Below are 26,021 nucleotides of genomic sequence, written 5' to 3' on the forward strand. Positions count from 1 at the left end.
CTCTGTAGGAGCCGGGCTTGCCCGCGATGGCGGTCTTCCAGTCAATACCGATGTTGACTGACCCTGCGCCATCGCGGGCAAGCCTGGCTCCCACAGGAACCTGCTTTGCCGGAAGGTTTCTTGCAGGCACAAAAAACGGCCTCTGGTGAGGAACGCGGTCCGTAGCAACTGGCGAAGCCTGCGTTCGGCTGCGAAGCAGTCGTGAGATCAGGTGATGAGGTGTTTCAGGAAGACCGCAATCTGAGCTTTTTACGACGGCTGCGCAGCCGAACGCAGGCTTCGCCAGCGGCTACAAAAAATCGCGTTTGTGCTGAAATCAGTGGCCATGAAACATGGCCCTGTTAACGGGTGGTTCGAACGGTATATTCACGCCTGTCAAAGACCACCGCCGTCGCAGGATTCGCGACCTGATCCATATTCACCCTGAAGAGAATGGACAAGGTGCTGCCATCCCTCAGCTGTTGTAGATAGCTGTACGCAATCGTGAGCCTGTAGCTATTGGATATAGCCCAGCTTCGATAAACCGTGTTGGCCGTGCCGGTCCATGGCGTGAGCGTGTGGCTGTTGCCGTTTGCGTCCTCGCCCATCAGATCCAGCCAGACCCGCTGTCCGGTGGCAATATGCGGCCAGCCGCCAAACTGCAGACTCGCGCCACCGGTTACGTCTTCAAGCACCAGCACGTTGGTACCGTTCGCCTGGGTAATCACCGGGGCAATGAACGCGGCTGCCGGGAGATTGAGTACGTTCAGCGGTAATGGTTGTGAGGTCACCGGCGCTGACACGCCACGCTGGAAGGTGAAGGTCACTTCCACTGTCTTGCCCAGACTGAACGCCACTAATGAAAGGGGCAGCGGTATTTCTCTAGGTCGAATGGTGCCAGCCATCACAGTGTTCGTGGTATGCGAACCCGCTGCTGGCGTGCCTTGGGCGGCGGTCCAGGTCACCCTGAGCCTGTCGTCGGGCTGCATGTCGTAATTCAACACGGCAGTCAGGCTGCCAGTGGCCGCAAGGGGATCAAGACTGGCGTTATCAGGCGCTTCTCTGATCGACAACTGCACATCTTGCAACGTCACGTTGAACGTCCATGGATTGGACACCTCACCGTTGCCGTACAAGGCTCTGGCCGTCAATACGTATGAACCGTTTGTCAGTCCCGCCACCCGGAGTTCCCAATTCCCGGACTCGGCCCTGATCGTGCCCAAGGAAGTTTGCCGGTCAAAGAGCTCCACCTCTTCACCCGCCATGGCAGTGCCTTGCACCGTGACACCCGTGTGAACCGTGGTTCCCCCATCGGCGATGTCCCGACCGAGTGGATCCTTCACCGACCCGATCACCGGTCTCACCGGCGTTATCGGTGGGTTCGTCCTGACAAGGTAGTTTCGATGCGCAAACCGTTGGGCGCGGGCCTCGTCCTGACTCCCTTCCAGGCCAGCCATGAACTCCAGGGTCAGCGTGCTGCGATCCTTGAGCCCCTTCAACGGGTCGGCGGAATAGTTTCGCGCATAAAAGCCTCGACTAAATTCCTCGTCGACAATGTTGCCTGGCGCACTCCAGTACACCTCATTGAATACGCTGTCGTTGGCGTTGGTGCCTCTGAGCCGCAACCAAAAGTACTGACCCCGGGTTTGCAGCGGCCATGCGTTTGTCCGCAGAGTGAACTCAGTCAGGCTAGAGGCATCAAGGACCAGACCTTCACCGAAGCCGGGCGCCTGTGTGATAAACGGTCGGGGCAAATCGCTTTGCGTAATCGGCAGCACGTACAAAATCAGCGGCTGCGAAGTCACAGGCGCCGAGGTGCCTCGAATAACGGTGTAGGTGAGCGTCACCGTTTGCCCCAGGTTAAAGATCACCAGCGGCGTGCCGCCTATCCCGACCTCCAATGGTCGCAGCTCACCGACCGGGAAGAACACCGACGTGTAGGAACCAGCCCCCGGAGCCCCCGCCCACGCCACGCTAACCCTGTCGGTGGGGTCATCGGCGTATTCCATGATGATCCTGCAGCTGTACCTGAGCGCCACGGGATTCAGGAGGGAGGACGTCGGGCTTTCCCGAATGCGCGGAGGCGGCAAGTCGTCGGTGACGAGTTCAGCATACTGACCATTCATCATTCGTTCCCTGTGCGTGATTGACCTTGCCCTCCCGTGGGGCACGGCCTATCTCACACCCGATGGGGAACATCCGCTACTGTCAGAATTGACAGGTCAATGGGATTAACGGACGAGTGGTATGGGTGCCAGGCATAAAAACGGCCTCTTGCGAGGCCGTTTTTTAACTGTCGCAGTGACTGCGGACCGCATCGTAAATGAGCATTACCGCCTTAGGATGCGTTCTCTGGCACCAATGCATAGGCGCGGTTTCGTCCGTGGGTCGGGTCAAAATTCGGCATGCCGAGGTCCCACTGGAACGTAAGCTGGCGAGAACTGTCGCTAATCACCAAACCTATCCCCGAGAGGGGAAACGGAGGGGGGAACATGTTAGCCGTTGCAACTATACGATAGCTGTCACGCAGTACAGGCGGGTTGAAAGGGACAATCTGCTCGTGATTAGTAAAGTTTGCGGTGAATGCTGGCACGGCCGCAATGCCACCCATAACCGGGTGAGAATCATTGATTGCGCCTACCGAGGTTAACCATGCCTGAACTTCTGGTGCATAGAGGTAAGTGTCGTTCTTGAGCACTCGATAGATGTTGGAGACGCTCACCTTGTACGACGCTGTTGCGCCCCCCGTGGCATTGCCCACGATGATCGTTGTTTCTCCGTTTTTAAGACCTCTGACCATGCCACTGGCGTTAACGGTTGCCACGGTCGGGTTCTGTGAGGTGTAGGTATAGGGCGCAATGCCTGCGGTCGGAACGCGGGTGGCCGTATTACCCGGTACTTCGCGTGTACTCCACCCGAAGTCCTGCAGTAACTTGACGCCGTCCAGAATCATGGGGTCCTGCCCGATTGAGATCGGTTCGCCGACCGTCAAAAGGCGCACGTTCGAATAAATATGGCTACTGTGATACAGCGACTTGGCGTACAAACGGCGGCCCCCCACCGCTACGGTGATGGTGCGTTCCCAGACGCCTGTCGTTGCATGGGCCGTTGCTACTCCCTTGGACACCGCAGTTGAATAGCTCCCCTCATAAATCTCGACTTGCTTGCCGTTGCTCGCCTTGCCCGTGAGTTTCAACGTTGTGCTGGGCGTGGTTCCCGCCTCTGGAATTTCCTTGCCGCTGGCGTCCTGCACACTGGTGAGCGTCGGGACCATCACAGCAACAACGGTAAGGGTGCGCGCCGCCGAAACCTGGCCCGAGCTGTAAAGCGCCTTGGCGGTGAAACGGTGCGCCGCCACCGCCAGGCCGCTGACGGTCAGGGTCCAGATGCCCGTTGTCGGATCGGTGCTGGGCTGGCCTTTGGACACGGTGCCATCGAAGACTTCGACTTTTTCCCCTCTGCTGGCCGTGCCGGTCAGCACCACGCTGGTCTCGATGGTGTTGCTGCCGTCGGCGATCTCGTCGTTGCTGGGCGAGCCTTTCACCGTGGTAATGGTCGGCGCAACCGTCGCCACGACCGTCAAAAGGCGCACGTTCGAATAGACAGTGTCTCTGTGATAAAGCGATAGCGCGTACAAACGGCGTGCACCGACCGCTACGGTGATGGTGCGTTCCCAAACGCCTGTCGTTGGATCGGCCGTGGCTTCCCCCATAGGAACTTTACCTGTGCCAGTGCCTTCATAGATCTCGACTCGCTGACCATTGCTCGCCTTGCCCGTGAGCTTCAAGGTGGTACTGGTCGTGGTTCCCGCCTCTGGAATTTCCTTGCCGCTGGCGTCCTTTACGTTGGTGAGCGTCGGTACCATCACAGCAACAACGGTAAGGGTGCGCACCGCCGAAACCTGGCCCGAGCCGTAAAGTGCCTTGGCGGTAAAACGGTGCGCCGCCACCGCGAGGCCGCTGACGGTCAGGGTCCAGATGCCCGTTGTCGGATCGGCGCTGGGCTGGCCTTTGGACACGGTGCCATCGAAGACTTCGACTTTTTCCCCTCTGCTGGCCGTGCCGGTCAGCAACACGCTAGTCGCGACAATCAACCCTCCATTGGGAATGTCGAAATTGCCGGGTGAGCCTTTCACCGAATCAATCGTTGGCGCAACCGCTGCGACGACCGTCAAGAGGCGCACGTTCGAATAAATATGGCTACTGTGATACAGCGACTTGGCGTACAAACGGCGGCCCCCCACCGCTACGGTGATGGTGCGTTCCCAGACGCCTGTCGTTGGATCGGCCGTTGCTATTCCTTTGGACACCGCGCTTGAACCGCTACCGTCATAAATCTCGACTCGTTGACCATTGCTCGCCTTGCCCGTGAGCTTCAAGGTGGTACTGGTCGTGGTTCCCGCTTCTGGAATTTCCTTGCCGCTGGCGTCTTGCACGTTGGTGAGCGTCGGTACCATCACAGCAACAACGGTAAGGGTGCGCACCGCCGAAACCTGGCCCGAGCCGTAAAGTGCCTTGGCGGTAAAACGGTGCGCCGCCACCGCCAGGCCGCTGACGGTCAGGGTCCAGATGCCCGTTGTCGGATCGGCGCTGGGCTGGCCTTTGGACACGGTGCCATCGAAGACTTCGACTTTTTCGCCCTTGCTGGCCGTACCGGTCAGCACCACACTGGTCGCGACAATCAACCCTCCATTGGGAATGTCCGCGCCGCTGGCTGAGATTTTGATCGTAGTAATAGCGGGTTTGACATCCTCCACGGCCTTGATCGTGTACTGACGATCCGGAAACACCACGGCGGTCGCCTCGACATTGCTCTTGTCCAGAGAGGCCTTGAACTTGACCGTCAACGTGGTGCCCGATCCCAATTCCTTCAGGTAGCTGTTGGCCACATTGTGGGGCCAGAATCCCTGGGTGACCCATGTGGTGTTGACTTGGGCCGGAAGGCCGTTCCACAAGGACAGATTATGCGCTGTGCCATTCGCTTTCTTGCCTTCCAGGCTCATCCAGCACGGCTGGCCCGCGTCAATCAGCGTCCAGAGCAAAGCGTGAAGAGTGGCATTTCTAGTGCCCAGCGCGCTCACGTCCAGCACGTTATTCGCATCAGCCTCCACAATCACTGGTGCGATCAGGGCAGTCGCCGGCAGCACCAGGATATTCAGCGTCAAGGGCAGCGAGGTAGAGGATGTGCCGTTACGCTCGATGACATAGGTGACGGTAACGGCTTTACCCAGGCTGTAGGCCAGCACCGATCGCGGCACTGCTATTTCCAGTCCCGCGCTGACCAATCGTTGCGGGCTGGTGTAGGAACCTGCCGCTACAGCCGTCGCACCTTTCCAGATGACGGTCAATTTGTCGCCGGGCAGCAGCGAACCTTGGGGCACCAACACCCTGACTTCCGGCTGTGTGGGACTGAAATTATTACCCGTCATGCCTTTAACGGTCGGGGCAGGCAGATCAAGACGGTCAAGATGAACATCCAGCCGCTTGGTCGGCGACTGAGCGAAGTTGCCCAACTGATCGAACACAATAAAGTCGGCCGGGGTGTTCGGATCGTCACCCACTTTTAGAAAGGTGTCGGTGAACAGTTTCCGGACAACCGGCGCCGGTGCATCGGGCACCTCCCATTGAATCGTCTCATCGCCCAGTTGAAAGCGGACAAGGTCGAATGGGCGGCGGTTGGACCAGATGAACCCGAACTCCACGCCCCGCGCTGCGCGTTCGGCACTGACGCCGTCGGTGATCACGTCAGGCGGGATCACCAGATCCAGCGTCTCCGGGATGAGCCGGTTGTACAGCACCAACAAATCCCGGGAATCTTCGACGTTTCCCCCTGGGCGAGTGACCTTGTAATGCAGGCGATTGACGCCCTGAATCAGCCGTCGGTGAGGGATGTACAGGCGCATACGCTGGTTTTCTTCGCCGGATGCAACGGTCTTGCCCGTCACGGGGGTCGCATCGTTGTTGATGTACAAATCCACCCGGTCATCGACCGCCATGGTCCAGGACTGCAGCTGAAGCTCGGTCCATGGATCAATCAGGCATTCAAGGCCCTGCGTCTGGTCATCGTAGAGCGCCTTGGGTATGCCGCCGTGCGCAATACCGTCAGGTTTCACCGGAGTCACCCAGCCCTGAATGATCAGGGGATACAGCACGAACAGCTCGTTGAATGCGGTTGACTGGATGTCCATCGATCTCTCCTGGAATGGGATAAGCCCTGAGTCCACTGGGGACACAGGGCTCATCACACTCCGGAAAGGAAGAGCTGGCTACTGTCAGAAATAACAGGTTGGAGGGGCTTTCAGACGAGTGGTGGCGATTGGCTGGAACACGACGTTTGACTCAGCCCGAATTCCCGGTGGACGCGAGCCGCCATGTTGATCGTTCCCACGCTCTGCGTCGGAATACAGCCCGGGACGCTCTGCGTCGCTTTCGAAAGCAGGAACGCGGAGCGTCCCTTGAGGCATTCCCACGCAGAGCGTGGGAACGATCAGTACAGAGACTTCTGTCAGCCTTGCGGATCGAAATTATCCAGCATCTGGTTCACCGCCAGTTCACCCAACATTACGGACTGTTGAATACCGAGCAGGGTGTGGCGTTGCGGGCCGCTCAGTTGCCCCGCGAAATCGCTCAGCATGACGCTGGCGGACGCCAATGACTCGCAGGCGTTGACCAGCAGGGTTTCGTTACCGGTTTCGGGATCGACGAGGTAAATCGTGCTGGGTTTGCGTGGCGTGTCTTTGGGGATGACGGGTTTGAGGTAGAAATCGAGGGCGCGGTCGGCGGCGGTGTTGAGCTTTTTGGAGTCGGTGGTTTCGTAGGGTGAAACGTCGTCGGATTCTGGCGGATTGGGTGTGATTTTGAACATGGTGAAGCTCCTTATACCTGATGGAGCCACCAGAACCTGTCGCTAAACAAGTAAGGGTGGCGGCTGTACGCAGGTTAGCGAACCGAGAGGTATAAGACCCGGCAGACCCGAGGGCCTCCCGCGCACAGCCACCATATCGAAACTACAGACATGGAATGCCTGCAATAAAGACGGAGCGTTGTTGTGCTTATACCTGATCAGGTCGCTAAACCCGATCGCTGATTGGCAGCGATGCGGAAACGATAGAGTTCAGGGTCAAAGCGCACAAGCCGGCGGATTCTGGCGCAGTCGTAGGCAACGGCGCAAGACTCTGTGGCTTTCAGGAAGTAACGCTAAACAGCATTAAACAGAGCGCTTGAATGAGTGCAAATCCCCTGTGGGAGCGGGTCCATTTGCTGGAGGTAGGTTGGCTGTCAGGCCGCCATCGCGGGCAAGCCTGAACTGGCCTAATAATTTCGGACACCTCTTAAGGGCGATATGATTTCGCCAACTTGGAGGCTCCATGAACGAAAGAAAGGTCTATACGCGCGAGTTCAAGCTTCATGCTGCCAGCATGGTGCTTGATGATAACTGCCCGGTTTCAGATGTTTGTGCATCGCTGGATATCGGGCCCACCGCTTTACGGCGCTGGGTCGATCAGGTAGCCTGAACTGGCCTAATAATTTCGGACACCTCTTAAGGGCGATATGATTTCGCCAACTTGGAGGCTCCATGAACGAAAGAAAGGTCTATACGCGCGAGTTCAAGCTTCATGCTGCCAGCATGGTGCTTGATGATAACTGCCCGGTTTCAGATGTTTGTGCATCGCTGGATATCGGGCCCACCGCTTTACGGCGCTGGGTCGATCAGGTTCGTAAGGAACGTGAAGGGCAGCCAGTCAAAGGCACCAAGGCAATCACCGAAGATCAGCGCCAGATCCAGGAACTAAAAGCCAAGATCAAGCGCATGGAGATGGAAGCCGATATCCTAAAAAAGGCTACCGCTCTCTTGATGTCGGATCCCGATCGTTTTCGATGATCGCAGAGCTAAGAGAGTCATTCCCGACGGCTGTGGTGTGTCGTGTTTTCGGTGTGAAGCGCAGCAGCTTTTATGAGTGGATTCAGCGACGCGCCAAACCGAGGCGCAAACGCGAAGAGCTCAAGCTGAAAGTAGTTGAGCTGCACAGCGAAAGCCGCGAAGCCATGGGCTCCAGAATGATCAGTAAAGGCCTGAAATCCCAAAGCATTACAGCTGGAAGGAGTCTTGTCAGAGCGCTGATGAGAGAGGCCAATATCGTCAGTAAACAACGCCAGCCTCACCCTTTCAGATCCAAAGGAGTGGAAGCATTTGTCGCGCCCAATCGGCTCAAGCGCAACTTCAAACCGACTGCAATCGATCAGGTTTGGTGTGGCGACGTCACCAGTTTGATGGTGGGCAAACGTTGGGTTCATCTGGCCATCGTGATCGATCTGTATGCCCGAAGGGTTATTGGCTGGGCATTTTCTCTGGTCAATGACGCCAACTTGGTCAGCAAAGCGCTGCGTATGGCGACAGAGGTACGAACGTGTCCTCCTGGGCGACAGAACGCTTTTTCGGCACGCTCAAGTCAGAGTGGGTGCCTCGTGGCGGTTACAGCCTGATCGAGGAAGCCAAAACCGATATCGTGCGCTTCTTCATGTACTACAACCGCACCAGACTCCATAGCTATAACGACTACCTGTCGCCAATAGCCATGGAGCAAAAAGCGGCATAAACACCGTAATCGGTGTCCGAGATTACTTGACCAGTTCAGCCCGGCTCCCACAGGGAATAGGTACACTTGCTAGAAATTGGTTGGTTGGCAGGCCGTCATCGCGGGCAAGCCCGGCTCCCACAGGGAATAGGTACACCTGCTAGAAATTGGTCGGCTGGCAGGCCGCCATCGCGGGCAAGCCCGGCTCCCACAGGGAATAGGTACACCTGCTAGAAATTGGTCGGCTGGCAGGCCGTCATCGCGGGCAGGCCCGGCTCCCACAGGGAATAGGTACACCTGCTAGAAATTGGTCGGCTGGCAGGCCGCCATCGCGGGCAAGCCCGGCTCCCACAGGGAATAGGTACACCTGCTAGAAATTGGTCGGCTGGCAGGCCGCCATCGCGAGCAGGCTCGCTCCTACAAGGAATGAGTACACCGGCAAGAGATCGGTCGGCTGTCAGGCCGCCTTCGCGGGCAAGCCCGGCTCCCACAGGGAATAGGTACACTTGCTAGAAATTGGTTGGTTGGCAGGCCGCCATCGCGGGCAGGCTCGCTCCTACAATGAGTCGGCGTACAGCCCCTGCTTCTCACCACTCATCAGGCCGAGCGTTAGCTCGCCTACAGCTCTTGATCTTGATCCACCCGCCCCTTCGGGAGGCTGAGTGGAGGTGTTCATCCGGGGAGTGGCGCGCAGCGCCGTTCGACGCAGTCGAACACGCTGCATGTAGGTCGAAGCGAAGCCGACCGGAGGGCAGTGTCCCCGGAGGGATACCGGAGCGAAGGAACGCCGAGCCCCAGCGAGGGGCCGGACGCTCGGGGCGAGCCTTTTTTTGCTTACTTTTTTTTGGCGTTTGAAAAAAATGTTCATCCGGGGAGTGGCGCGCAGCGCCGTTCGACGCAGTCGAACACGCTGCATGTAGGTCGAAGCGAAGCCGACCGGAGGGCAGTGTCCCCGGAGGGATACCGGAGCGAAGGAACGCCGAGCCCCAGCGAGGGGCCGGACGCTCGGGGCGAGCCTTTTTTTGCTTACTTTTTTTTGGCGTTTGAAAAAAAAGTGAGTCGCCGTAAGGGCGAAACCCTAAGCCGCCGTTACCGTAGCAACGGATATGTACACCAAAAACAACAACCTGGTCGGCCCAAAGGCCGCCACGTTCAAGCAGATACCAAAGGCAAAGGCCCAGACATAAACTCACTGATCCGCGACCGCAACCATCGCTCCGCCGGATCATTATCATGCACCCCACTCCACGCCATCGACAGTTGCGCCGCATCAATGGCAAACGGCGGGTCCTCAGCACGCAACCCACACCCCTCCACCAACGCACACGCCGCATAATCCGGCACCGTGGCAATCATCTCGGTGCCAGCAAGGATCGCACGCAAACCACTGAACTGCGGCACCCCCAACACCACACGCCGACTACGACCAAGCTTGGCCAGGTCGAGATCGATGTTGCCACTCAGATCACCTGAAAACGAAACCATGGCATGCGGCCGCTCACAATATTCATCCAGCGTCAGCACCCCAGGACGCTTGTCCCCACGCAGCACCTTGCAAGGAATGTCGCGCAGTTTTTTGCGCTTGGCATTCGCCGGCAATTCGGTGGTATAGCTGACACCCACGGAGATTTCCCCGGATGCCAGCAACGCCGGCATCAACAGGTAATTGGCGCGGCGCACCACAATCACGATCCCCGGCGCCTCCTCCTGAAGCTGTCGCAGCAGCGGCGGAAAAAGACCGAATTCGGCATCGTCCGACAGCCCGATGCGAAACACATCGCAACTGCTGGCCGGCTCGAACTCCTTGGCGCGACTGACCGCGCCGGAGATCACATCCATCGCCGGCTGCAACTCCTTGAGAATCGCCAGCGCCCGCCCGGTCGGCTCCATGCCGCGGCCATTGCGCAGCAACAATGGATCGTCGAACAAATCCCGTAACCGCCCCAATGCCGCACTCACCGCCGGCTGGCCCATGAACAGTTTTTCAGCAACACGGGTCAGGTTTTTTTCGAACATCAAGGCCTCGAAAATCACCAACAGGTTCATGTCGACACGGCGCAGGTCGTTACGGTTCATAGGCATGGCTCCCTTGTGAGTTCAGACAGGCACGAAGCGCTGGGACTTTACTCGATCAGCGGTACGTTGGCTGCTCGTTTGTAAGGGCCGTACTCGACCGGCACCCATTGGAAGTGCTTGCCCTCCGCCGCGATGTGGCCGATGCCCGGAAACGGCAGGTGCGCCGCCGTGACCCAGGTCTTGCTGGCCACCGCGTCGCTGAACACCTTGGCGCGGCGTTTGATGGCTTGCTGGCTGTCGACGTCAAAACCGATCGACACTTCCGGGTGTTCGAACTGCACGGCGAGGTTATGCACCAGATCGCCCATGAACAAAATGCTCTGGCCCTGAGAGGTGAAACGGTAGGTGGTGCTGCCCGGCGTGTGCCCGGCTTCCAGCTCGGCATCGACCACGCCTGGCACGGGCGACTGACCGGCGTCGAACGTTTTGAAGCGACCCTGCGCGACGTAAGGCCCGGTGGAGTCCTGGGCGATTTTGAAATACGGCTTTGCGCCCTCGGGGGCCTTGGCGATGGCCTGAGGGTCAAGCCAGTAATCGGCTTCTGCCTTGGCTGCATACACCGTGGCATTGGCGAACACCGGTTTTTGCTCGGCATCGACCAGCCCGCAGACGTGGTCCAGGTGCAGGTGAGTCAACAGGATCGCGTCAACCTGAGACGGTTCATAGCCGGCGGCTTTCATGTTGTCCGAGAGCATGCCGGCGGTGGCGCCGATGCACTGGCCGGCGCCGGTATCCACCAGGATCAACTGCTTGCCGGTGTTGACCAGGAACGCATTGAACGCGGTTTGCACGCCCGGTGTTTCAATCGAGCGCCGGGCGAGCAGCGCGCGTATCTGGCTTTGGCTCAGGCCTTTGAGCAGCTTGGGCGACAGGTCGTTGTAGCCATCGAACAACGCCGTCACTTCGTAATCGCCCACCGCCAAACGGAAGTAGCCCGGCACTTGGGTGCCGACCTGCGCCGGTGCCTGAGCCGAGGAAATGCCGGACGCCAGCGCTACCGCAAGCCCTATCGCGCAAACCAACGAATGTTTCATGTGTTCACCCTTGATCGAATCAGAAAAACGGCCACAGACACGCCGCCGGATGACGCCGATTGTGCCGGCACCTCGCCCACGGAAAATTGCAGCGATGTGCTGAGTTAGAGCGGTTACTCGATATAGACAAAACCAGGAAATTAACAACGTTTAACTCGCCTGCCAGCGCCCTGCGACCAAGAATGAAGCTCACCGACACGGACATTTGTCATGGCTCATTCTCAGCAAAACACTGCCCGCGCGGCAGTTATTGATACGCGAAAGAAGACCACCGGCGGCCTGACCCCATGGCGAGAAAACCTGGCCAAGCAACTGATTCTGGATCGACTGGGTGAAACGGTTGAAGTGACCGAACTGGCCCACGCCTGCGCCCTCTCGCGCAGTCATTTCTCCCGCGCGTTCAAGTGCAGCACCGGTTACTCGCCCCAGGACTGGATTCGTCACCAACGTATTGCCCGGGCCAAGGAACTGATCCGCACGACCGATTTGAGCCTCACGCAAATCAGCCTCGAATGCGGCTTCTGCGATCAAGCGCATTTCTGCCACATTTTCACCCGCAGCGAGGGCATCAACCCGTTTGCCTGGCGTTGCCGTGCTGTACCCGCTCAGCCCCGCCGCCCCGTCTGTACCGCTCAAGCGCAGCCGAACACTTTGTAGCAGGTGTAGCAGCTGTCGAGCTTGCGAGGCTGCGTCCGGCTGCGAAGCAGTCGTGAAACCTGACAGCGCGGTCTACCTGAAACACCGCGTTGGCTGATTTTACGACTGCTTCGCAGCCGGACGCAGCCTCGCAAGCTCGACAGCTGCTACAAGCCGAACGCAGGCTCGACAGCTGCTACAAGCCGAACGCAAGCTCGACAGCTGCTACAAGCCGAACTAGCTGCTACAGGGTTAACCCAGCGGGACCAGACGTTCCAACGCCTCAGCCACACCGAACCCATACGCCGGATCTGCCTTGGTGCAGTTCTCGATATGGCGCTGACGAATCGCCCGTGGCACGCCATTCATGGCCCGCGCGGTGTTGTCGAACAGCAACTGCTTGCGCACCGGGTCCAGCAACCGGAACAGGTTCCCCGGTTGCTCGTAGTGGTCATTTTCCAGCCGATGGTCATAGTGCTGGGCGAAGCCTTCCACTGGCAGCGGCGGATCGGCCAGCTCTGGCGAATCCTGCCACTCGCCCACGCTGTTGGGGAAGTAACTGGCAGTGCCACCGAGGTTGCCATCGGTGCGCATGGCGCCGTCGCGGTGGTAGCTGTTCGCCGGGGAGCGCGGTGCGTTGACCGGGATGTGATTGAAATTCACACCGAGGCGATAGCGTTGGGCATCACCATAGGAAAACAGCCGCGCCTGGAGCATGCGGTCAGGCGAAAAACTCACGCCCGGCACCACGTTGGCTGGCGAAAACGCCGCTTGTTCGATTTCGGCGAAGTGGTTCTCGGCGTTGCGATTGAGCTCCATGATGCCGACCTCGATCAGCGGAAACTCGCCGTGAGGCCACACCTTGGTCAGGTCGAACGGGTTGTGCCGGTACGTGTTGGCCTGCTCTTCTTCCATCACCTGGATGCACAGTTTCCAGCGCGGAAAATTGCCCTGTTCGATGACTTCATACAGGTCGCGCAGATTGCTTTCGCGGTCCCTGCCGACCACTGCTTGCGCCTCGGCATCCGAGAGGTTTTCGATGCCTTGCTGACAGACAAAATGAAACTTCACCCACACCCGTTTGTTGTCGCGGTTGATCAGGCTGAAGGTGTGACTGCCAAAGCCGTGCATATGGCGAAAGCTGGTGGGAATCCCGCGATCACTCATCACGATGGTCACCTGGTGCAGCGCCTCGGGCAGCAGGCTCCAGAAATCCCAGTTGCTGGTGGCGTTACGCAGACCGGTACGCGGATCGCGCTTGACTACATGGTTAAGGTCCGCAAAACGCAGCGGATCGCGGAAGAAGAACACCGGCGTGTTGTTGCCGACGATGTCCCAGTTGCCTTCGTCGGTGTAGAACTTCACCGCAAAACCCCGGATGTCACGCTCGGCATCCGCTGCGCCGCGCTCGCCGGCCACCGAGGAAAAACGCACGAACAGCGGTGTTTGCTTGCCCACGGCACTGAAGATACTGGCCTTGGTGTAGTCACTGATGTCATGGGTGACGGTAAATGTGCCGTAGGCGCCAGCGCCCTTGGCATGCATGCGGCGTTCGGGGATGACCTCGCGGTCGAAGTGGGCGAGTTTTTCCAACAACCAGATGTCTTGCAGGAGTGCCGGGCCGCGGGGGCCGGCGGTCTGGATATTAAGGTTATTGACCACCGGGGCGCCGGTGGCGTTGGTCAGCTTTTTCATGATCATGTACTCGATGGATTGCTGCTCATCAGGAGCGAAAACCGGCGCGGATCTACGCCCGCGCCGGGGACATCAACCCTTGAGAAACGCCAACAAATCAGTGTTGAGCTGATCCTTGTGGGTATCAGTCAATCCATGGGGGGCCCCCGGGTAGACTTTGAGCGTAGATCCTTTGACCAATTTTGCCGAAGCAATGCCCGACGCTTCGATCGGCACCACCTGGTCCGCATCGCCGTGCACCACCAGAGTTGGCACGTCGAATTTCTTCAAGTCTTCGGTGAAGTCGGTTTCGGAAAAAGCCTTGATGCAGTCGTAGGCGTTCTTGTGGCCGGAGGTCATGCCTTGCATCCAGAACCAGTCGATCATGCCCTGTGACGGCTTGGCGTCCGGTTTGTTGAAACCGAAAAACGGGCCGCTGGCGAGGTCGATGTACAGCTGCGAACGGTCGACCAGCGATGCCTGGCGAATGCCGTCAAACACCTCGATCGGCAGGCCACCGGGGTTGGCTTCGGTCTTGAGCATCAGCGGCGGCACCGAAGAAATCAGCCCGGCCTTGGCCACCCGGCCCGTTCCGTGGCGACCGATGTAGCGCGCCACTTCACCGCCCCCGGTGGAGAAACCGAACAGCACGGCGTTTTGCAGGTCCAGCAACTCGATCAATTGCGCCAGGTCGTCGGCGTAGGTGTCCATGTCGTTGCCGGTCCACGGCTGGCTGGAACGCCCGTGACCACGGCGGTCATGGGCGATGACCCGGTAACCTTTGGAGGCCAGGAACAACATCTGTGACTCCCAACTGTCAGCGTTCAACGGCCAGCCGTGGCTGAAGACGATGGGCTGACCGGTGCCCCAATCCTTGTAGTAAATCTCGGTGCCGTCTCGAGTGGTGAACGTGCTCATGCGATTGCTCCTTAGTGAGTGTCGGGGTGTATCAAAGCGGTGAGGAATTCATGCGTGCGGCCAGCCGTGCAACGCGCTCGCCCAGGTGCGCGGCGGTGCAGCGATCTTCGGGCGGCGGGGCCAGCTCGGGAGGTTGTTCGACATTCGACTGGGACATGGCCCCCAGCGAGCTGCCCAGGCGATTCATCTGCCCATCGAACACGCCGGTGCCGGAGCGCGCCGGCAGCAGGTCGAGACCGACCCAGATCATTGAGTGCTGGGCGGCGAATACCGCCATCTGCAGCAAAGTGTTGAGTTTGTCGCCGCACAGGCTGCCGGAGTTGGTGAACCCGGCGGCCAGTTTGTCGCGCCAGGGTTGGGCCAGGTAAAACGCCGCGGTGGCCTCCATGAACCCTTTGAACGGCGCCGAAGCGCTGCCCATGTAAGTCGGAGCGCCGAAGATGATGGCGTCGGCATGGTGCAGTTGATCCCAGTGGCCTTGCACTTCCTCGACAGGGATCAACTGGCAGGTGCTGCCCAGGTGGCGCTCCACTCCTTGGGCGACAGCGTGCGCCATGACGCGGGTGTGCCCGTAGCCGCTGTGATAGACCACCACTACGTTGCTCATTCCGGCGTCCTTATGACAAATTGAATCCTTGAAGGCGCTGTAGCCGCTGTCGAGTGAAACGAGGCAGCGATTTTTGATCGCCAAGATCGCAGCCTCGTTTCACTCGACAGCGGCTACAGGTCCCATGGGACGAGAGTTTTGGGCGCGGACCAGACTCAACACGAGTTAAACGTTGTTAATTTTCCCTGGCGCACCAAAAGCCGTAACCCCGGCTTTGTTACCGTAAACACGGCCTCTGCCGCGTGGCCGGTAGCGGCCGTCGGGGCGGACACCCCGCAGTCACTCGCGCCGCGCATTGCGTTGCCGCGAAAACCTGAGGAATATGCTCGGAAACCGCGTACTAGACGGATGCAGGCAGGAGTGACCCGTTGACCCTTTCCCCTGAACAGGTTGTGCATTTCGGCCCTTACCGGATCTATCCCGGACAACGTCTGGTGATGGAGGCCGACCAGCCTTTGCGCCTGGGCAAGCGTGCCATGGACATTCTGTTGATCCTGCTGGAGCACGCCGGGAATGTGGTCAGCAAGCAGCAATTGATCGCGGCGGTCTGGCCCAGAAGCGTGGTGGAAGACATCAACCTGCGGGTGCACATGGCGGCGCTGCGCAAAGCCCTCGGCGATGGTCAGGCAGGCCAGCGCTACATCATCACCGTGGCACAACGCGGCTACAGTTTTGTCGCGCCCTTCTCGCTGGAGCTGATCGAACAACCGCCCGTACGCAAAGGGCCGGCGCCGAGCGGCCATAACCTGCCTGTGCGCCGTACCCGCCTGATCGGTCGCCAACCCTTGGTTGACAGTCTGGTCTCGCGATTGGCTCACCTGCGGTTCATCACCCTCGTCGGCCCCGGCGGCATCGGCAAGACCACCGTGGCCCTGCGCGTCGCCGAACAATTGATCGGACGCTACCGGGACGGCATTCGCTTGCTGGACCTGGCCCCGATCAACGACCCGAGAATGATCAGCAGTCATCTGGCGACGCTGCTGGAGGTGTCCTTGCCCGACGCCGACCCCATGAACGGCCTGGCGATGTTCCTGCGCGACCGGCAAATGTTGCTGGTGATCGACAACTGCGAACATCTGGTCGACACCCTCGCGGTGCTCTGCGAAACCCTGCTGCGTGGCGCGCCGCAGGTGCACATTCTGGCCACCAGTCGCGAAAGCCTGCGGGCTGAAGGCGAATATGTTCAGCGTCTTGAATCGCTGGACTGTCCGCCACCCATTGCAGTGCTGGACCGCGCTCAGGCGTTGACGTTTTCGGCCCTGCAATTGTTTGTCGAGCGGGCGATGGCCAGCCACGACAGCTTTGAACTGAGCGATGCAGACCTACCGTTGCTGGTCGACATCTGCCATCGCCTGGATGGCATTCCGTTGGCCATCGAACTGGCCGCCGCGCAAGTCGGCCACTTTGGCTTGAGCGGATTGCTGGATCAGCTACAGGACAGTTTTCGCCTGCTGACCCAAGGGTGTCAGCCGGCATTGGGCCGACACCAGACATTGCGCGCTACGCTCGACTGGAGCTTCGAACTGCTGACGACGTGCGAGCAAACCTGCCTGCGCCGACTCGGCGTATTCCGGGGTGGCTTCACCCTGGAATCAGCGGCGGCGGTGATCGTCGGCGAACACATCGATCCCGACAGGGTCTTTGGCGTAATCACCCAACTGGTGGCCAAATCGCTGTTGAGCGTGGAAGTGGGCGACGAAGACGTGTACTACCGCCTGCTCGACACCACGCGCCACTATGCCCTGGAAAAACTCGACCAGGCCGCCGACTTGCCGGACACCCGCGTGCGCCATGCCGAACGTTGCCTGGCCTTGATGCATCAGGCCCGGAGCGATTGGGAACACATCCCAACCCGCCTGTGGATCGAGCGTTATGCCCGGACCCTGGAAGACATTCGTTCGGCCCTCGACTGGGGGTTGAATACGCAACGCCAACAGGCCCTGGCGATTCGCCTTGTCGCAACGTCGACGCCGCTCTGGCAGGAACTGTCGTTGCTCAAGGAGCACGGCGATTATGTGCGCAAGGCGCTGGCATTGCTCGATGCGACGCCCGAGCCCTGCTGTCATCTGCACATGAACCTGAAGCTTGCCCTCGGCGCCTCCTGCTACCACCTCCAGGGGGGGACCGCTGAAACCATCGACGCCTTCGTCGGCGCCAGAGCCCTCGCCAATCAGTGTGGTGACTTGACCGGTCAACTACGAGCGCTGTCCGGGTACATGGCGGTCAATCTCAGTTGCGGCAACTATCAAATGGCACTGGAACAGAGCCTGCAGTTCAATCGGCTGGGCAAACATGACGACACCGTGCTGTCGCTGAGCACACACCGTTTACGCGTGCTGGCCCTGCATTTTTCGGGTGATCAAGAACAAGCACGGATGAATGCCGAACAAGTGATCCAGCGCATGGCCCAGAGCGGCCACCTCAACCGCTTCACCCTTGGTTTTGGCGTGCAATACGATCAGAGCGTTGCCGCCCTGACGATTCTGGCGCGCATCCTGTGGTTGCAGGGCCGACCGGAACAGGCCTGGCGCACCGCCCGGCAGGCACTGGACATCGCGATCCAGATCAACCATGGCACCTCCATCTGCTACACCCTGGCCCTGGCCGGTTGCCTGATCGCCCACTACAACGGTGACACCCGCACCGCCCGCGAACTCCTGCGCCTGCTGCTGGAACAAGCGCAGAAACATTCGGTGCTGCTGTTCCACACGTGGGCGCGGCACTACGCGCAGGTGATTGACCAGACCCAAGCGCACTTGCCGCCCCCACCGGGCAGCGGGTTGATCAAGGACATCATGGTCACGCTGGACAGCGGTTTCGTCGATGACGCCTTGCAGCAGCGAGCAGATACCGGCACCGCAGGCTGGAGCACCGCAGAAATCCTGCGGGCCAGGGCGAGCGCGCTGCTGACCGAGGATTGCCCGCTGAAAACCGAGGCCGCCGAAGCCGTGCTGATCAGGGCCCTGAATGTCGCCAGAACCCAGGGCGCTCTCGCCTGGGAACTGCGCAGCGCCACCTCGCTGGCACAGCTTTGGCAGCGTCAGGGCCGCTATCGGCCAGCCCATGAGCTGCTGGAGCCGATTTACCAGCGATTCACCGAAGGCTTTTCCACGCCGGACCTGACAAAAGTCCGCCGGTTACTCGACGAGTTGCAACGCCATCTACCTGCCTGACGCTTTGCGCGCCCGGTTGATGTAACGGGTGTAGCGCCTTTCGACTTCGGGCAATTGACCACCGTGTTCGAGCTTTTCCAGGGCGTACGCGCGGGTGGTGTAGAGGAGCCGGTAACGGGTCACCCCACTGCCCTGCTCCCGCGACAACAGCGATTTGAGCGCCAGGTGTTGCATCGCTTCGATCAAGCGACCGGGTTGCCACACCGCACAACTGATCACCCCCATGGCGGCGTCCAGGGTGAAGGCCTTTTTGAATACGGCCAGGCGTTGCAACACCGTTTGCTCCAACGGGCTCAGCTGTTCATAGCTCCAGTCCAGCGCAGCTTTCAAGGTTTGATGCCGGGGAACGGCGGTGCGCCGGCCCTGGGTCAGTAGCTGGAAACAGTTGTCGAGCTGGGCTTGCAAGCCGACCAGCGCCAACGCATCGATTTGCGTGGCGGCCAGTTCAATGGCCAGCGGTAAACCATCGAGCCGGCGGCAAATTTCACACACCGCCATGAGGTCTTGTTCGCGCAGGACAAAGCCTTGTTGACGGGCACGGGCGCGACTGACGAACAGTTGCACGGCTGAATAGCCCATGACTTCGGTGACACTGAGTACAGCGCCAGCGGGCGGCACCGCCAATGGCGGCAGATGCAGGATGGTTTCCCCCGAGGCCCGCAGCGGTTCACGGCTAGTGGCCAGAATCGACAGCCGGGGCGCCGCAACCAGCAAGCTTTCGACCAATGTGCGACAGCGCTCCAGCAGGTGCTCGCAGTTGTCGAGCACCAGCAACGTATGGCGTTGCGCCAACACCTCGAGAGTAGCCCCGACGTCCAGTTCAAGGGTGCGCGCCAGGTGGGCAATCACTTGCGCCGGATCATCAATCGTCGACAGATCCACCAGCCAGACGCCGTCCTCATAGTGCTGCAACAGCAGCTCGGCAACGCGCAATGCCACGGTGGTTTTACCGATGCCGGCGGGACCAACCAGCGTCATCAGACGTCGCACCGGCAATTGCCGGACCAGACTGCCGACAATCGAGTCTCGACCGGTCACCGGCATGAGCCGCGCAGGCAGGTTGTGCTGAGCGTTCTGAACGGTCTGAATCGCAATGGGTGCGCCCGCCGGCAGGTGCTGCACCGGGGCAACAAAGCTGTACCCGCGCTGGGGAATATTGACGATATAGCGCTGACCATTCTGACCATTCTGCCCGTCGCCAAGGGCGCGGCGCAGCGCGGCGATGTGCACGCGCAGGTTGATTTCTTCGACCACCGACGTCGGCCAGACCTGGGCGATCAATTCGTCTTTGCTGACCACCGTCCCGGCACGCTCGACCAGCACCTGCAAAATATCCAGGGCCCGCCCACCCATGCGCAGCGGCCGTTCACCGTCGAGAATCAGCCGTTGGTGCTGGTGAAACGCGTAGGGGCCGAAATGCAGCACCGCTTCGCTGTTTAAATCTCTGAGGCTGTTCATGCACGTTCGCGTGCTGAAAACCTGGCCCGGCTTAACGTGCTGCAATCGTCCATCGCACTCGCCCTCCAGGCTCCCGCACCTCCATCGCAAAGAGTTAAGGGGGTATCTTGGCAGGCCTGCGTGACGGTACAACTGCCACGGAGGGAGCGTCACGGCCATCAGGGTGCGTGCAACGGACACAACGCTCTAGCTGAACTGTTCGCGGTATTGGCTGGGGGTCAAACCGAGTTTTTCACTGAACAGGAAACGCATGTGCCGCACACTGCCAAAGCCGCTTTTGAAAGCCACGGTCTTGAGCGGTGAGTCGCAGGTTTCCAACAAGCTGCGGGCGTGGTCGATGCGCGCGTTTTGCAGGAACTCCATCGGTGTCATATGCACTTCCCGGGCAAACACCCGGGTGAAATGCCGCGCACTCATGGTTGCCAGGCTGGCCATGCGTTCGATGCTGAACGCTTCATCCAGGTGTTCGAGTACATAGTTCTGCACCCGGGTAATCGGCGTTTCATGCGGGGCAACCGTGGCCATCAATGGGCTGAATTGCGCCTGCCCGCCCTGACGTTTCATCACCACCAGCAGCACTTTGGCCACGTCCTGCGCGACTTTCTTGCCATGGTCTTCGGCCACGACCGCCAGCGCCAGGTCAATGCCGGCGGTCACGCCGCCGGAGGTGATTAGATTGCGGTCCTGAACGTAGATTTGATCGGTCTCCACCGTGGCCTTGGGAAAGCCTTTGATCAAACGTTCGGTGTAGTGCCAGTGGGTGGTCACGCGGTAACCGTCCAGCAAACCGGCATGCCCCAGGACAAAGGCGCCGGTGCAGATCGAACCGTAGCGCCCGGCACGGCTTACGGCGCCCTTGAGCCAGGCGAGCAACGGCGGATGTTTTTCGTTATAGGCACCGGGACCGCCCGGCACCAGCAGCAAGTCGTAACCCTCGATCGCCTGATCAATGTGCAAATCGGCCTGAACGCGAACGCCGTTGGAGGCACGCAGCGCGCCAGCCTCGGTGCCGATGGTCGTCAGCTCGTAACAATCAGCCGGCGCCAGGTATCGGTTGGCGATGGAAAACACCTCCATGGGACCGGCCATGTCGAGCAGGAGGAAGCCCGGGAACAACACTACAGCTACGGTTTTCATGGGCTAAGAGTCACTGAAGTCAAAAAAGAATACTGGCCAGACACCGGTCCCTGTAGGAGCGTGCCTGCTCGCGATGGCGTCGGCAACGTCAACATTGATGTCGACTGATACTCCGCTATCGCGAGCAGGCTCACTCCCACAGGGTTAGGGGTACGGCATTAAAAGGATGCTGTGCATTATGGCTAATCGTGACGTTGGCGTCCGTGATCCTTTGCACATGACTGTCAACTTGAAAGAGACAGTATTTCAATTTTCATCTACTTATTGCACCCACTAGTAACCATTAACCTTCTCCTCACTCGGACGAATCAACGTCCCAACAGGAGATTTCATCATGCTGACCCTTCGCAAAGCCTCTGATCGCGGCGCGGCCAATCACGGTTGGTTGAAGTCGTTCCATACCTTTTCCTTCGCCAACTATCGCAACCCCAAAGAACAGGGTTTTTCCGATCTGTTGGTGATCAACGATGACCGCGTGGCGGCCGGCAAAGGCTTTGGCCAGCACCCCCACCGCGACATGGAGATTTTCTCCTACGTGCTCGACGGCGCACTGGAACACAAGGACACCCTGGGCACCGGTTCGGTGATCCGCCCGGGTGACGTGCAGTTGATGAGCGCCGGCAGTGGCGTGGCGCACAGCGAGTACAACCACTCGGCAACACGCCCCGTGCACTTTCTGCAGATCTGGATCGTGCCTGAAGTGAGCGGCGCCAAACCGCGTTATCAGCAAGAGCACTTCAGCACGCAAAAGAAACGCGGACGCCTGCAACTGATCATTTCCCCGGACGGCGCCAAGGGCTCGCTGAAAGTGCGCCAGGATGCCCGGGTGTACGCAGCGCTGATTGATGGCAAGGAAAGCGCCACGCTTGAGCTGGCCGCCAACCGCTATGCCTATGTGCATGTGGCCCGTGGCAGTGTCGAACTCAACGGTGTGTCGTTGCAGGCAGGCGACGGCGTGCGGGTTCGCGATGAGCAGGTGCTGACGTTGAGCAATGGCGTGGACGCCGAAGTGTTGGTGTTCGACCTGCGCCCGCATGAACTGCCTGAAATGCCGTAACAGTCACCCACGATCCCTGTAGCAGTTGGCGAAGCCTGCGTCCGGCTGCGAAGCAGTCGCAAACCCAGCGCATGCGGTCTGTCATTTAGACCGCTGCGTTTGAAATCACGACTGCTTCGCAGCCGGACGCAGGCTTCGCCAGCTGCTACAGGTTGTGTGCGGTCACTCCCCCGTACCGGAAAACCCCGCGACAATTTCATCAATGACCGCCCGCACCCGCGCGGTGTGCCGCAAGTCGGCGTGGGTCACCAGCCAGATGTCATACGGCAGCGGTCGCGTGCGCTCCGGCCAGAGCCTGACCAGCCCGTCCCTCTCCCCCAAGTACACTGGCACTTCCCCCAACCCGATCCCCGCCGCGATGGAGCGACGCACCAGCAGGCTGGAACTCAGGCTCGACACAATCCGCCCGCGCGCCAGTGGTTCCGACACCAGCGTCATCTCCTTGTTGCCTTGCAGGTACGGCTGATACACCACCAGATCATGCCCTTCAAACGCCGAGCCCGGCTCCGGCACCCCGTTGGCTTGCACATACGCCTGGGACGCAAACAGCCCCACCGGCCAGCGGGCAATTCGTCGGGCGATCAGGTCCGGGTTATCCGGTCGGGTGTTGCGCACAGCGATGTCGGCTTCGCGCTTGGATAGGCTCAGGATCTGCGTCGAGGCGTCCAATTGCACCCGCACATCGGGGTGCTGCTGATGCAGGCGCGCAATGGCCGGGATCAGGAAGTCGATGGCCATCGAATCCGTGGTGGTGACCCGGACGAGGCCGGTCAACCGGTCGTCCAGCCCTTGAATCTGACGCTGCAGTTCCAGCGCCGAGCGCTCCATTTTTTCCACTGCCGCCAACGCCGCCTCGCCGACTGCGGTCAGTGCATAGCCCTCAGAGGTGCGCAGAAACAACGTGGCACTCAATGACTTTTCCAGCGCAGTGATACGCCGGCCCACCGTGGCCTGATCGACCCCCAGCACCCGCGCCGCACCCCGAAGGGTCGATTCTCGGCACACTGCCAGAAATACCCGTGCGTCATCCCAGTTCATGCGGCGCCCCTAGCGATGCAATTTCGCATCACGATAACGCAAAATCGCTGCGTTATTGCATCAATCAATCGCGATAGGCTGAAGGCCAGCATCCACCTCACTGGACCCTTCTCATGCACAGCACATCGACTCCCCCGCGCAGCGCGATCTGGCTGCCGATCTTCGCCGGCCTCAGCGCCAGCCTGGTCAGCATTGGCCTGGCGCGGTTCGCGTACACGCCACTGATTCCATCGCTGATCCAGGCGCACTGGTTTTCCACCCGCGACGTGGTTTACCTCGGTGCCGCCAATCTGGTCGGCTATTTGATTGGTGCCCTGATTGGTCGCCCCGTCGCGCAACGCACCTCCAACAAAACCGCGCTGCGACTGATGATGGTGGCCGTGACCTTGTCATTCTTTGCTTGTGGCTTTCCCCTGTCGGTGAGTTGGTTCTTCGGTTGGCGCCTGCTGTCGGGCATTGCCGGTGGCGCGATCATGGTGCTGGTGGCCGCCACCGTCTTGCCGCATGTCCCGGCATCCCGCCGGGGGCTGGCCAGTGGTGCGATTTTTCTGGGTATTGGCCTGGGCATTGCCGGTTCGGGGACGATTGTCCCGCCGTTATTGAGCCTCGGCTTGCAACAGACCTGGTTCGGGCTTGGTCTGCTGTCCTTGTTGCTGACCGCTGCCAGCTGGTTCGGCTGGCCGTCAGACACTCACCACACCACCGTCACGCCCTCCGTCGAGGAACCCAAGACAGCCACTGACCGGAACGTTTACCTGCTGTTCGCTCAATACGCGCTCATGGCCGCCGGGCTAGTGCCAGCCATGGTGTTCCTGGTGGATTACGTGGCTCGTGGCCTCGGTGCCGGGCCGCACGTCGGTGCGCTGATTTGGGTGATGTATGGCCTTGGCGCGATTATCGGGCCGGTGAGTTACGGATTTCTGGCGGATCAACTGGGCGCGAAGATGAGTATTCGGCTGGTGCTGGTGGTGCAGGCGATTGCCGTTGGCCTGCTGTCGATTTCCAGCTCCTTTACCGCTTTGGCGTTGCTGGCGGTGATTATCGGCTCGTTCCCGCCGGGCATCGTCCCGCTGGCGCTGGCACGGGTTCACGAACTGATTCCCCAGCATCACCAGCAGCAAATGGCCTGGAGTCGTGCGACGGTTTCGTTTGCAACATTTCAGGCCATCGCCGGGTTTGCCTATTCGGCACTGTTTAACGCCAGCGGCGGTCATCACGCCATGTTGTTTGTCATCGCAGCCGGTGCGATTGTGGTTGCACTGTTGCTGGAACACGTCACGCGGTTGCTGAACCGTCGTGAGGGTTTGCTGCCCGCTTTGAACTGAATCACCGACACCTTGATGCGGTCCCACTTTATGACTTCTTCGTTCCAGGAATTCGACATGACATTGCCCCAAACCATGACCCTGATTGAAATCACCGAGCCCGGCGGCCCCGAGGTGTTGAAACCGCGCCAGGAACCGGTGCCTACTCCGGGTGCGGGCGAAGTGCTGATTCGCGTGCACGCTGCCGGGGTCAATCGCCCCGACGTGATCCAGCGCGCCGGCAAGTACCCGATGAAGCCCGGCATGAGTCCGATCCCCGGGCTGGAAGTGGCCGGCGAAGTGGTGGCGATCGGTACGGACGTCAGCGAGTTTATCGTTGGCGATAAGGTCTGCGCGCTGACCAACGGCGGCGGCTACGCACAATATTGCGTGGTACCGGCCAGCCAGACGCTGCCGATCCCGCAAGGGATGGACTGGGTGCACGCGGCGGCGATCCCGGAAACCTTTTTCACGGTGTGGGCCAACCTGTTCGACATGGGCGGCGCCAGCAAAGGCCAGCGCGCATTGATTCACGGCGGCACCAGTGGCATCGGCACCACCGCGTTGATGCTGTGTCGCGAGTTCGGCGTCAAGGCATTCGCCACTGCCGGCAGTGAGGAAAAGTGTGCGGTGATCCGCCAGTTGGGGGCTGAGCCGATCAACTACCGCGATCAGGATTTTGCCGACGTCATCGCGCAAAAAACCGCTGGCAAAGGCGTGAACGTGATCCTCGACATCATGGGCGGCTCGTACCTGAACCCGAACATCGCCGCCTTGGGCATGGAAGGTCGACTGGTGATGCTGGGGTTTCTCGGCGGCGCTCATGCCAAGGATGTCGACCTGCTGGCGATCATGGCCAAACGCGCAATCATCACCGGCTCCCTGTTGCGCTCACGCACCCGCGAAGAAAAGGCCTCGATTGCCGAGCAACTGCGTGAATACGTCTGGCCAGTGCTCGCCGCCGGGCGTTGCCTGCCGATGATCGACAAGGTCTATGCGCTTGCCGATGCGTCGCAGGCGCATGCGCGGATGGAGGGAGGTGATCACGTTGGCAAGATTGTGTTGACGGTGGATTGATCGAGATGGGTTTAGGCAGTGATGGCCCCATCGCGAGCAAGCCCGGCTCCTACATCTATGGTTACCCCCTTTTCTGCAATACTGTTTTTGATGTCGTGTTTGGCTTGCTTTCATCTATCCGGCGTCTGAGTGGGGCTGTCACCCCGCGCCTCGATGAGAATCGATGCCCAACGACCCTAATTAGTGGAACGGCCTTACAGCCGTGTAGGAGCTCAGGGTTGTCGTCAGGCCGGTTGGCCGTTCACGTCATCAGTTATCCAGCATCGCAAAACCAGGTG

20 protein-coding genes are annotated in these 26,021 nt (G+C 59.9%); 9 read left to right on the forward strand and 11 right to left on the reverse strand.

Annotated elements, in window-relative coordinates:
• Positions 1-341 precede the first annotated feature (341 nt).
• The 3 genes from BMS17_RS03125 to BMS17_RS03135 all read right to left on the reverse strand — a co-directional run bounded on the left by BMS17_RS03125 (position 342) and on the right by BMS17_RS03135 (position 6,843).
• Positions 342-2,105, reverse strand: a complete 1,764-nt coding sequence (locus tag BMS17_RS03125; protein ID WP_077430399.1) for a hypothetical protein — start codon at positions 2,103-2,105, stop codon at positions 342-344.
• Between the two features lie 212 nt (positions 2,106-2,317).
• Positions 2,318-6,166, reverse strand: coding sequence for an Ig-like domain-containing protein (locus BMS17_RS03130; protein WP_077430400.1), 3,849 nt, complete (start codon positions 6,164-6,166; stop codon positions 2,318-2,320).
• Positions 6,167-6,483: 317 nt separating this feature from the next.
• A complete protein-coding gene (locus BMS17_RS03135; RefSeq protein ID WP_046027990.1) occupies positions 6,484-6,843 on the reverse strand; it encodes a DUF6124 family protein in 360 nt (119 codons plus the stop codon).
• 502 nt (positions 6,844-7,345) lie between these two features.
• Between BMS17_RS03135 and BMS17_RS03140 the strand changes: the two genes are divergently transcribed.
• The 4 genes from BMS17_RS03140 to BMS17_RS30555 all read left to right on the forward strand — a co-directional run bounded on the left by BMS17_RS03140 (position 7,346) and on the right by BMS17_RS30555 (position 8,575).
• The gene (locus tag BMS17_RS03140) at positions 7,346-7,492 is read left to right on the forward strand and encodes a transposase (protein ID WP_077430401.1); all 147 of its coding nucleotides are present in this window, start codon (positions 7,346-7,348) and stop codon (positions 7,490-7,492) included.
• Between the two features lie 62 nt (positions 7,493-7,554).
• Positions 7,555-7,860 carry an IS3 family transposase gene (locus BMS17_RS30545; RefSeq protein ID WP_046033372.1) on the forward strand — a complete coding sequence of 102 codons (306 nt, stop codon included), beginning with the start codon at positions 7,555-7,557 and terminating at the stop codon, positions 7,858-7,860.
• 164 nt (positions 7,861-8,024) lie between these two features.
• Entirely contained in the window at positions 8,025-8,462 is a 438-nt protein-coding gene (locus BMS17_RS30550; protein ID WP_256577240.1) for a DDE-type integrase/transposase/recombinase, read from the forward strand.
• Complete coding sequence (locus BMS17_RS30555; RefSeq protein WP_256577131.1) at positions 8,387-8,575, forward strand: IS3 family transposase; 189 nt, start codon at positions 8,387-8,389, stop codon at positions 8,573-8,575. The genes BMS17_RS30550 and BMS17_RS30555 overlap by 76 nt, the downstream gene beginning before the upstream one ends.
• A 1,131-nt stretch (positions 8,576-9,706) precedes the next feature.
• Here BMS17_RS30555 and BMS17_RS03155 read toward each other — a convergent pair.
• Together BMS17_RS03155 and BMS17_RS03160 are read right to left on the reverse strand one after the other, a co-directional pair.
• Positions 9,707-10,630 (reverse strand): LysR family transcriptional regulator, encoded by a 924-nt coding sequence (locus BMS17_RS03155; RefSeq protein ID WP_046027991.1) that lies wholly within the window; start codon positions 10,628-10,630, stop codon positions 9,707-9,709.
• Positions 10,631-10,677: 47 nt separating this feature from the next.
• A complete protein-coding gene (locus tag BMS17_RS03160) occupies positions 10,678-11,664 on the reverse strand; it encodes an MBL fold metallo-hydrolase (protein ID WP_046027992.1) in 987 nt (328 codons plus the stop codon).
• 210 nt (positions 11,665-11,874) lie between these two features.
• Here BMS17_RS03160 and BMS17_RS03165 point away from each other — a divergent pair, with 210 nt between their 5' ends.
• On the forward strand, positions 11,875-12,321 hold the full coding sequence (locus tag BMS17_RS03165; RefSeq protein ID WP_046027993.1) for a helix-turn-helix domain-containing protein: 447 nt from the start codon (positions 11,875-11,877) through the stop codon (positions 12,319-12,321).
• A gap of 231 nt (positions 12,322-12,552) precedes the next feature.
• On the opposite strand, the gene BMS17_RS03170 is transcribed toward BMS17_RS03165, so the two are convergent.
• The 3 genes from BMS17_RS03170 to BMS17_RS03180 form a co-directional block, all read right to left on the reverse strand.
• On the reverse strand, positions 12,553-13,995 hold the full coding sequence (locus BMS17_RS03170; protein ID WP_305879761.1) for a catalase: 1,443 nt from the start codon (positions 13,993-13,995) through the stop codon (positions 12,553-12,555).
• Positions 13,996-14,067: 72 nt separating this feature from the next.
• Positions 14,068-14,892 (reverse strand): alpha/beta fold hydrolase, encoded by an 825-nt coding sequence (locus BMS17_RS03175; protein ID WP_077430402.1) that lies wholly within the window; start codon positions 14,890-14,892, stop codon positions 14,068-14,070.
• Between the two features lie 31 nt (positions 14,893-14,923).
• Entirely contained in the window at positions 14,924-15,499 is a 576-nt protein-coding gene (locus BMS17_RS03180) for a flavodoxin family protein (protein ID WP_077430403.1), read from the reverse strand.
• Positions 15,500-15,867: 368 nt separating this feature from the next.
• Between BMS17_RS03180 and BMS17_RS03185 the strand changes: the two genes are divergently transcribed.
• Positions 15,868-18,672 (forward strand): winged helix-turn-helix domain-containing protein, encoded by a 2,805-nt coding sequence (locus tag BMS17_RS03185; RefSeq protein WP_077430404.1) that lies wholly within the window; start codon positions 15,868-15,870, stop codon positions 18,670-18,672.
• Here the strand turns inward: BMS17_RS03185 and BMS17_RS03190 are convergent.
• Both BMS17_RS03190 and BMS17_RS03195 read right to left on the reverse strand, forming a co-directional pair.
• Positions 18,661-20,130 (reverse strand): winged helix-turn-helix domain-containing protein, encoded by a 1,470-nt coding sequence (locus BMS17_RS03190; protein ID WP_046027999.1) that lies wholly within the window; start codon positions 20,128-20,130, stop codon positions 18,661-18,663. The genes BMS17_RS03185 and BMS17_RS03190 overlap by 12 nt on opposite strands.
• A 186-nt stretch (positions 20,131-20,316) precedes the next feature.
• Positions 20,317-21,267 carry a GlxA family transcriptional regulator gene (locus BMS17_RS03195; protein ID WP_046028000.1) on the reverse strand — a complete coding sequence of 317 codons (951 nt, stop codon included), beginning with the start codon at positions 21,265-21,267 and terminating at the stop codon, positions 20,317-20,319.
• 334 nt (positions 21,268-21,601) lie between these two features.
• On the opposite strand from BMS17_RS03195, the gene BMS17_RS03200 reads away from it, so the two are divergent.
• Complete coding sequence (locus tag BMS17_RS03200; protein WP_046028001.1) at positions 21,602-22,324, forward strand: pirin family protein; 723 nt, start codon at positions 21,602-21,604, stop codon at positions 22,322-22,324.
• A 162-nt stretch (positions 22,325-22,486) separates the two neighbouring features.
• Here BMS17_RS03200 and BMS17_RS03205 read toward each other — a convergent pair whose 3' ends face one another.
• Positions 22,487-23,362 carry a LysR family transcriptional regulator gene (locus BMS17_RS03205; RefSeq protein WP_046028002.1) on the reverse strand — a complete coding sequence of 292 codons (876 nt, stop codon included), beginning with the start codon at positions 23,360-23,362 and terminating at the stop codon, positions 22,487-22,489.
• Between the two features lie 113 nt (positions 23,363-23,475).
• Between BMS17_RS03205 and BMS17_RS03210 the strand changes: the two genes are divergently transcribed.
• Both BMS17_RS03210 and BMS17_RS03215 read left to right on the forward strand, forming a co-directional pair.
• Positions 23,476-24,687, forward strand: coding sequence for a YbfB/YjiJ family MFS transporter (locus BMS17_RS03210; protein ID WP_046028003.1), 1,212 nt, complete (start codon positions 23,476-23,478; stop codon positions 24,685-24,687).
• Between the two features lie 57 nt (positions 24,688-24,744).
• Positions 24,745-25,743, forward strand: coding sequence for an NAD(P)H-quinone oxidoreductase (locus BMS17_RS03215; RefSeq protein WP_046028004.1), 999 nt, complete (start codon positions 24,745-24,747; stop codon positions 25,741-25,743).
• Positions 25,744-26,021 lie beyond the last annotated feature (278 nt).

Source organism: Pseudomonas sp. C9 (assembly GCF_002000165.1).
Classification (GTDB): Bacteria; Pseudomonadota; Gammaproteobacteria; order Pseudomonadales; family Pseudomonadaceae; genus Aquipseudomonas.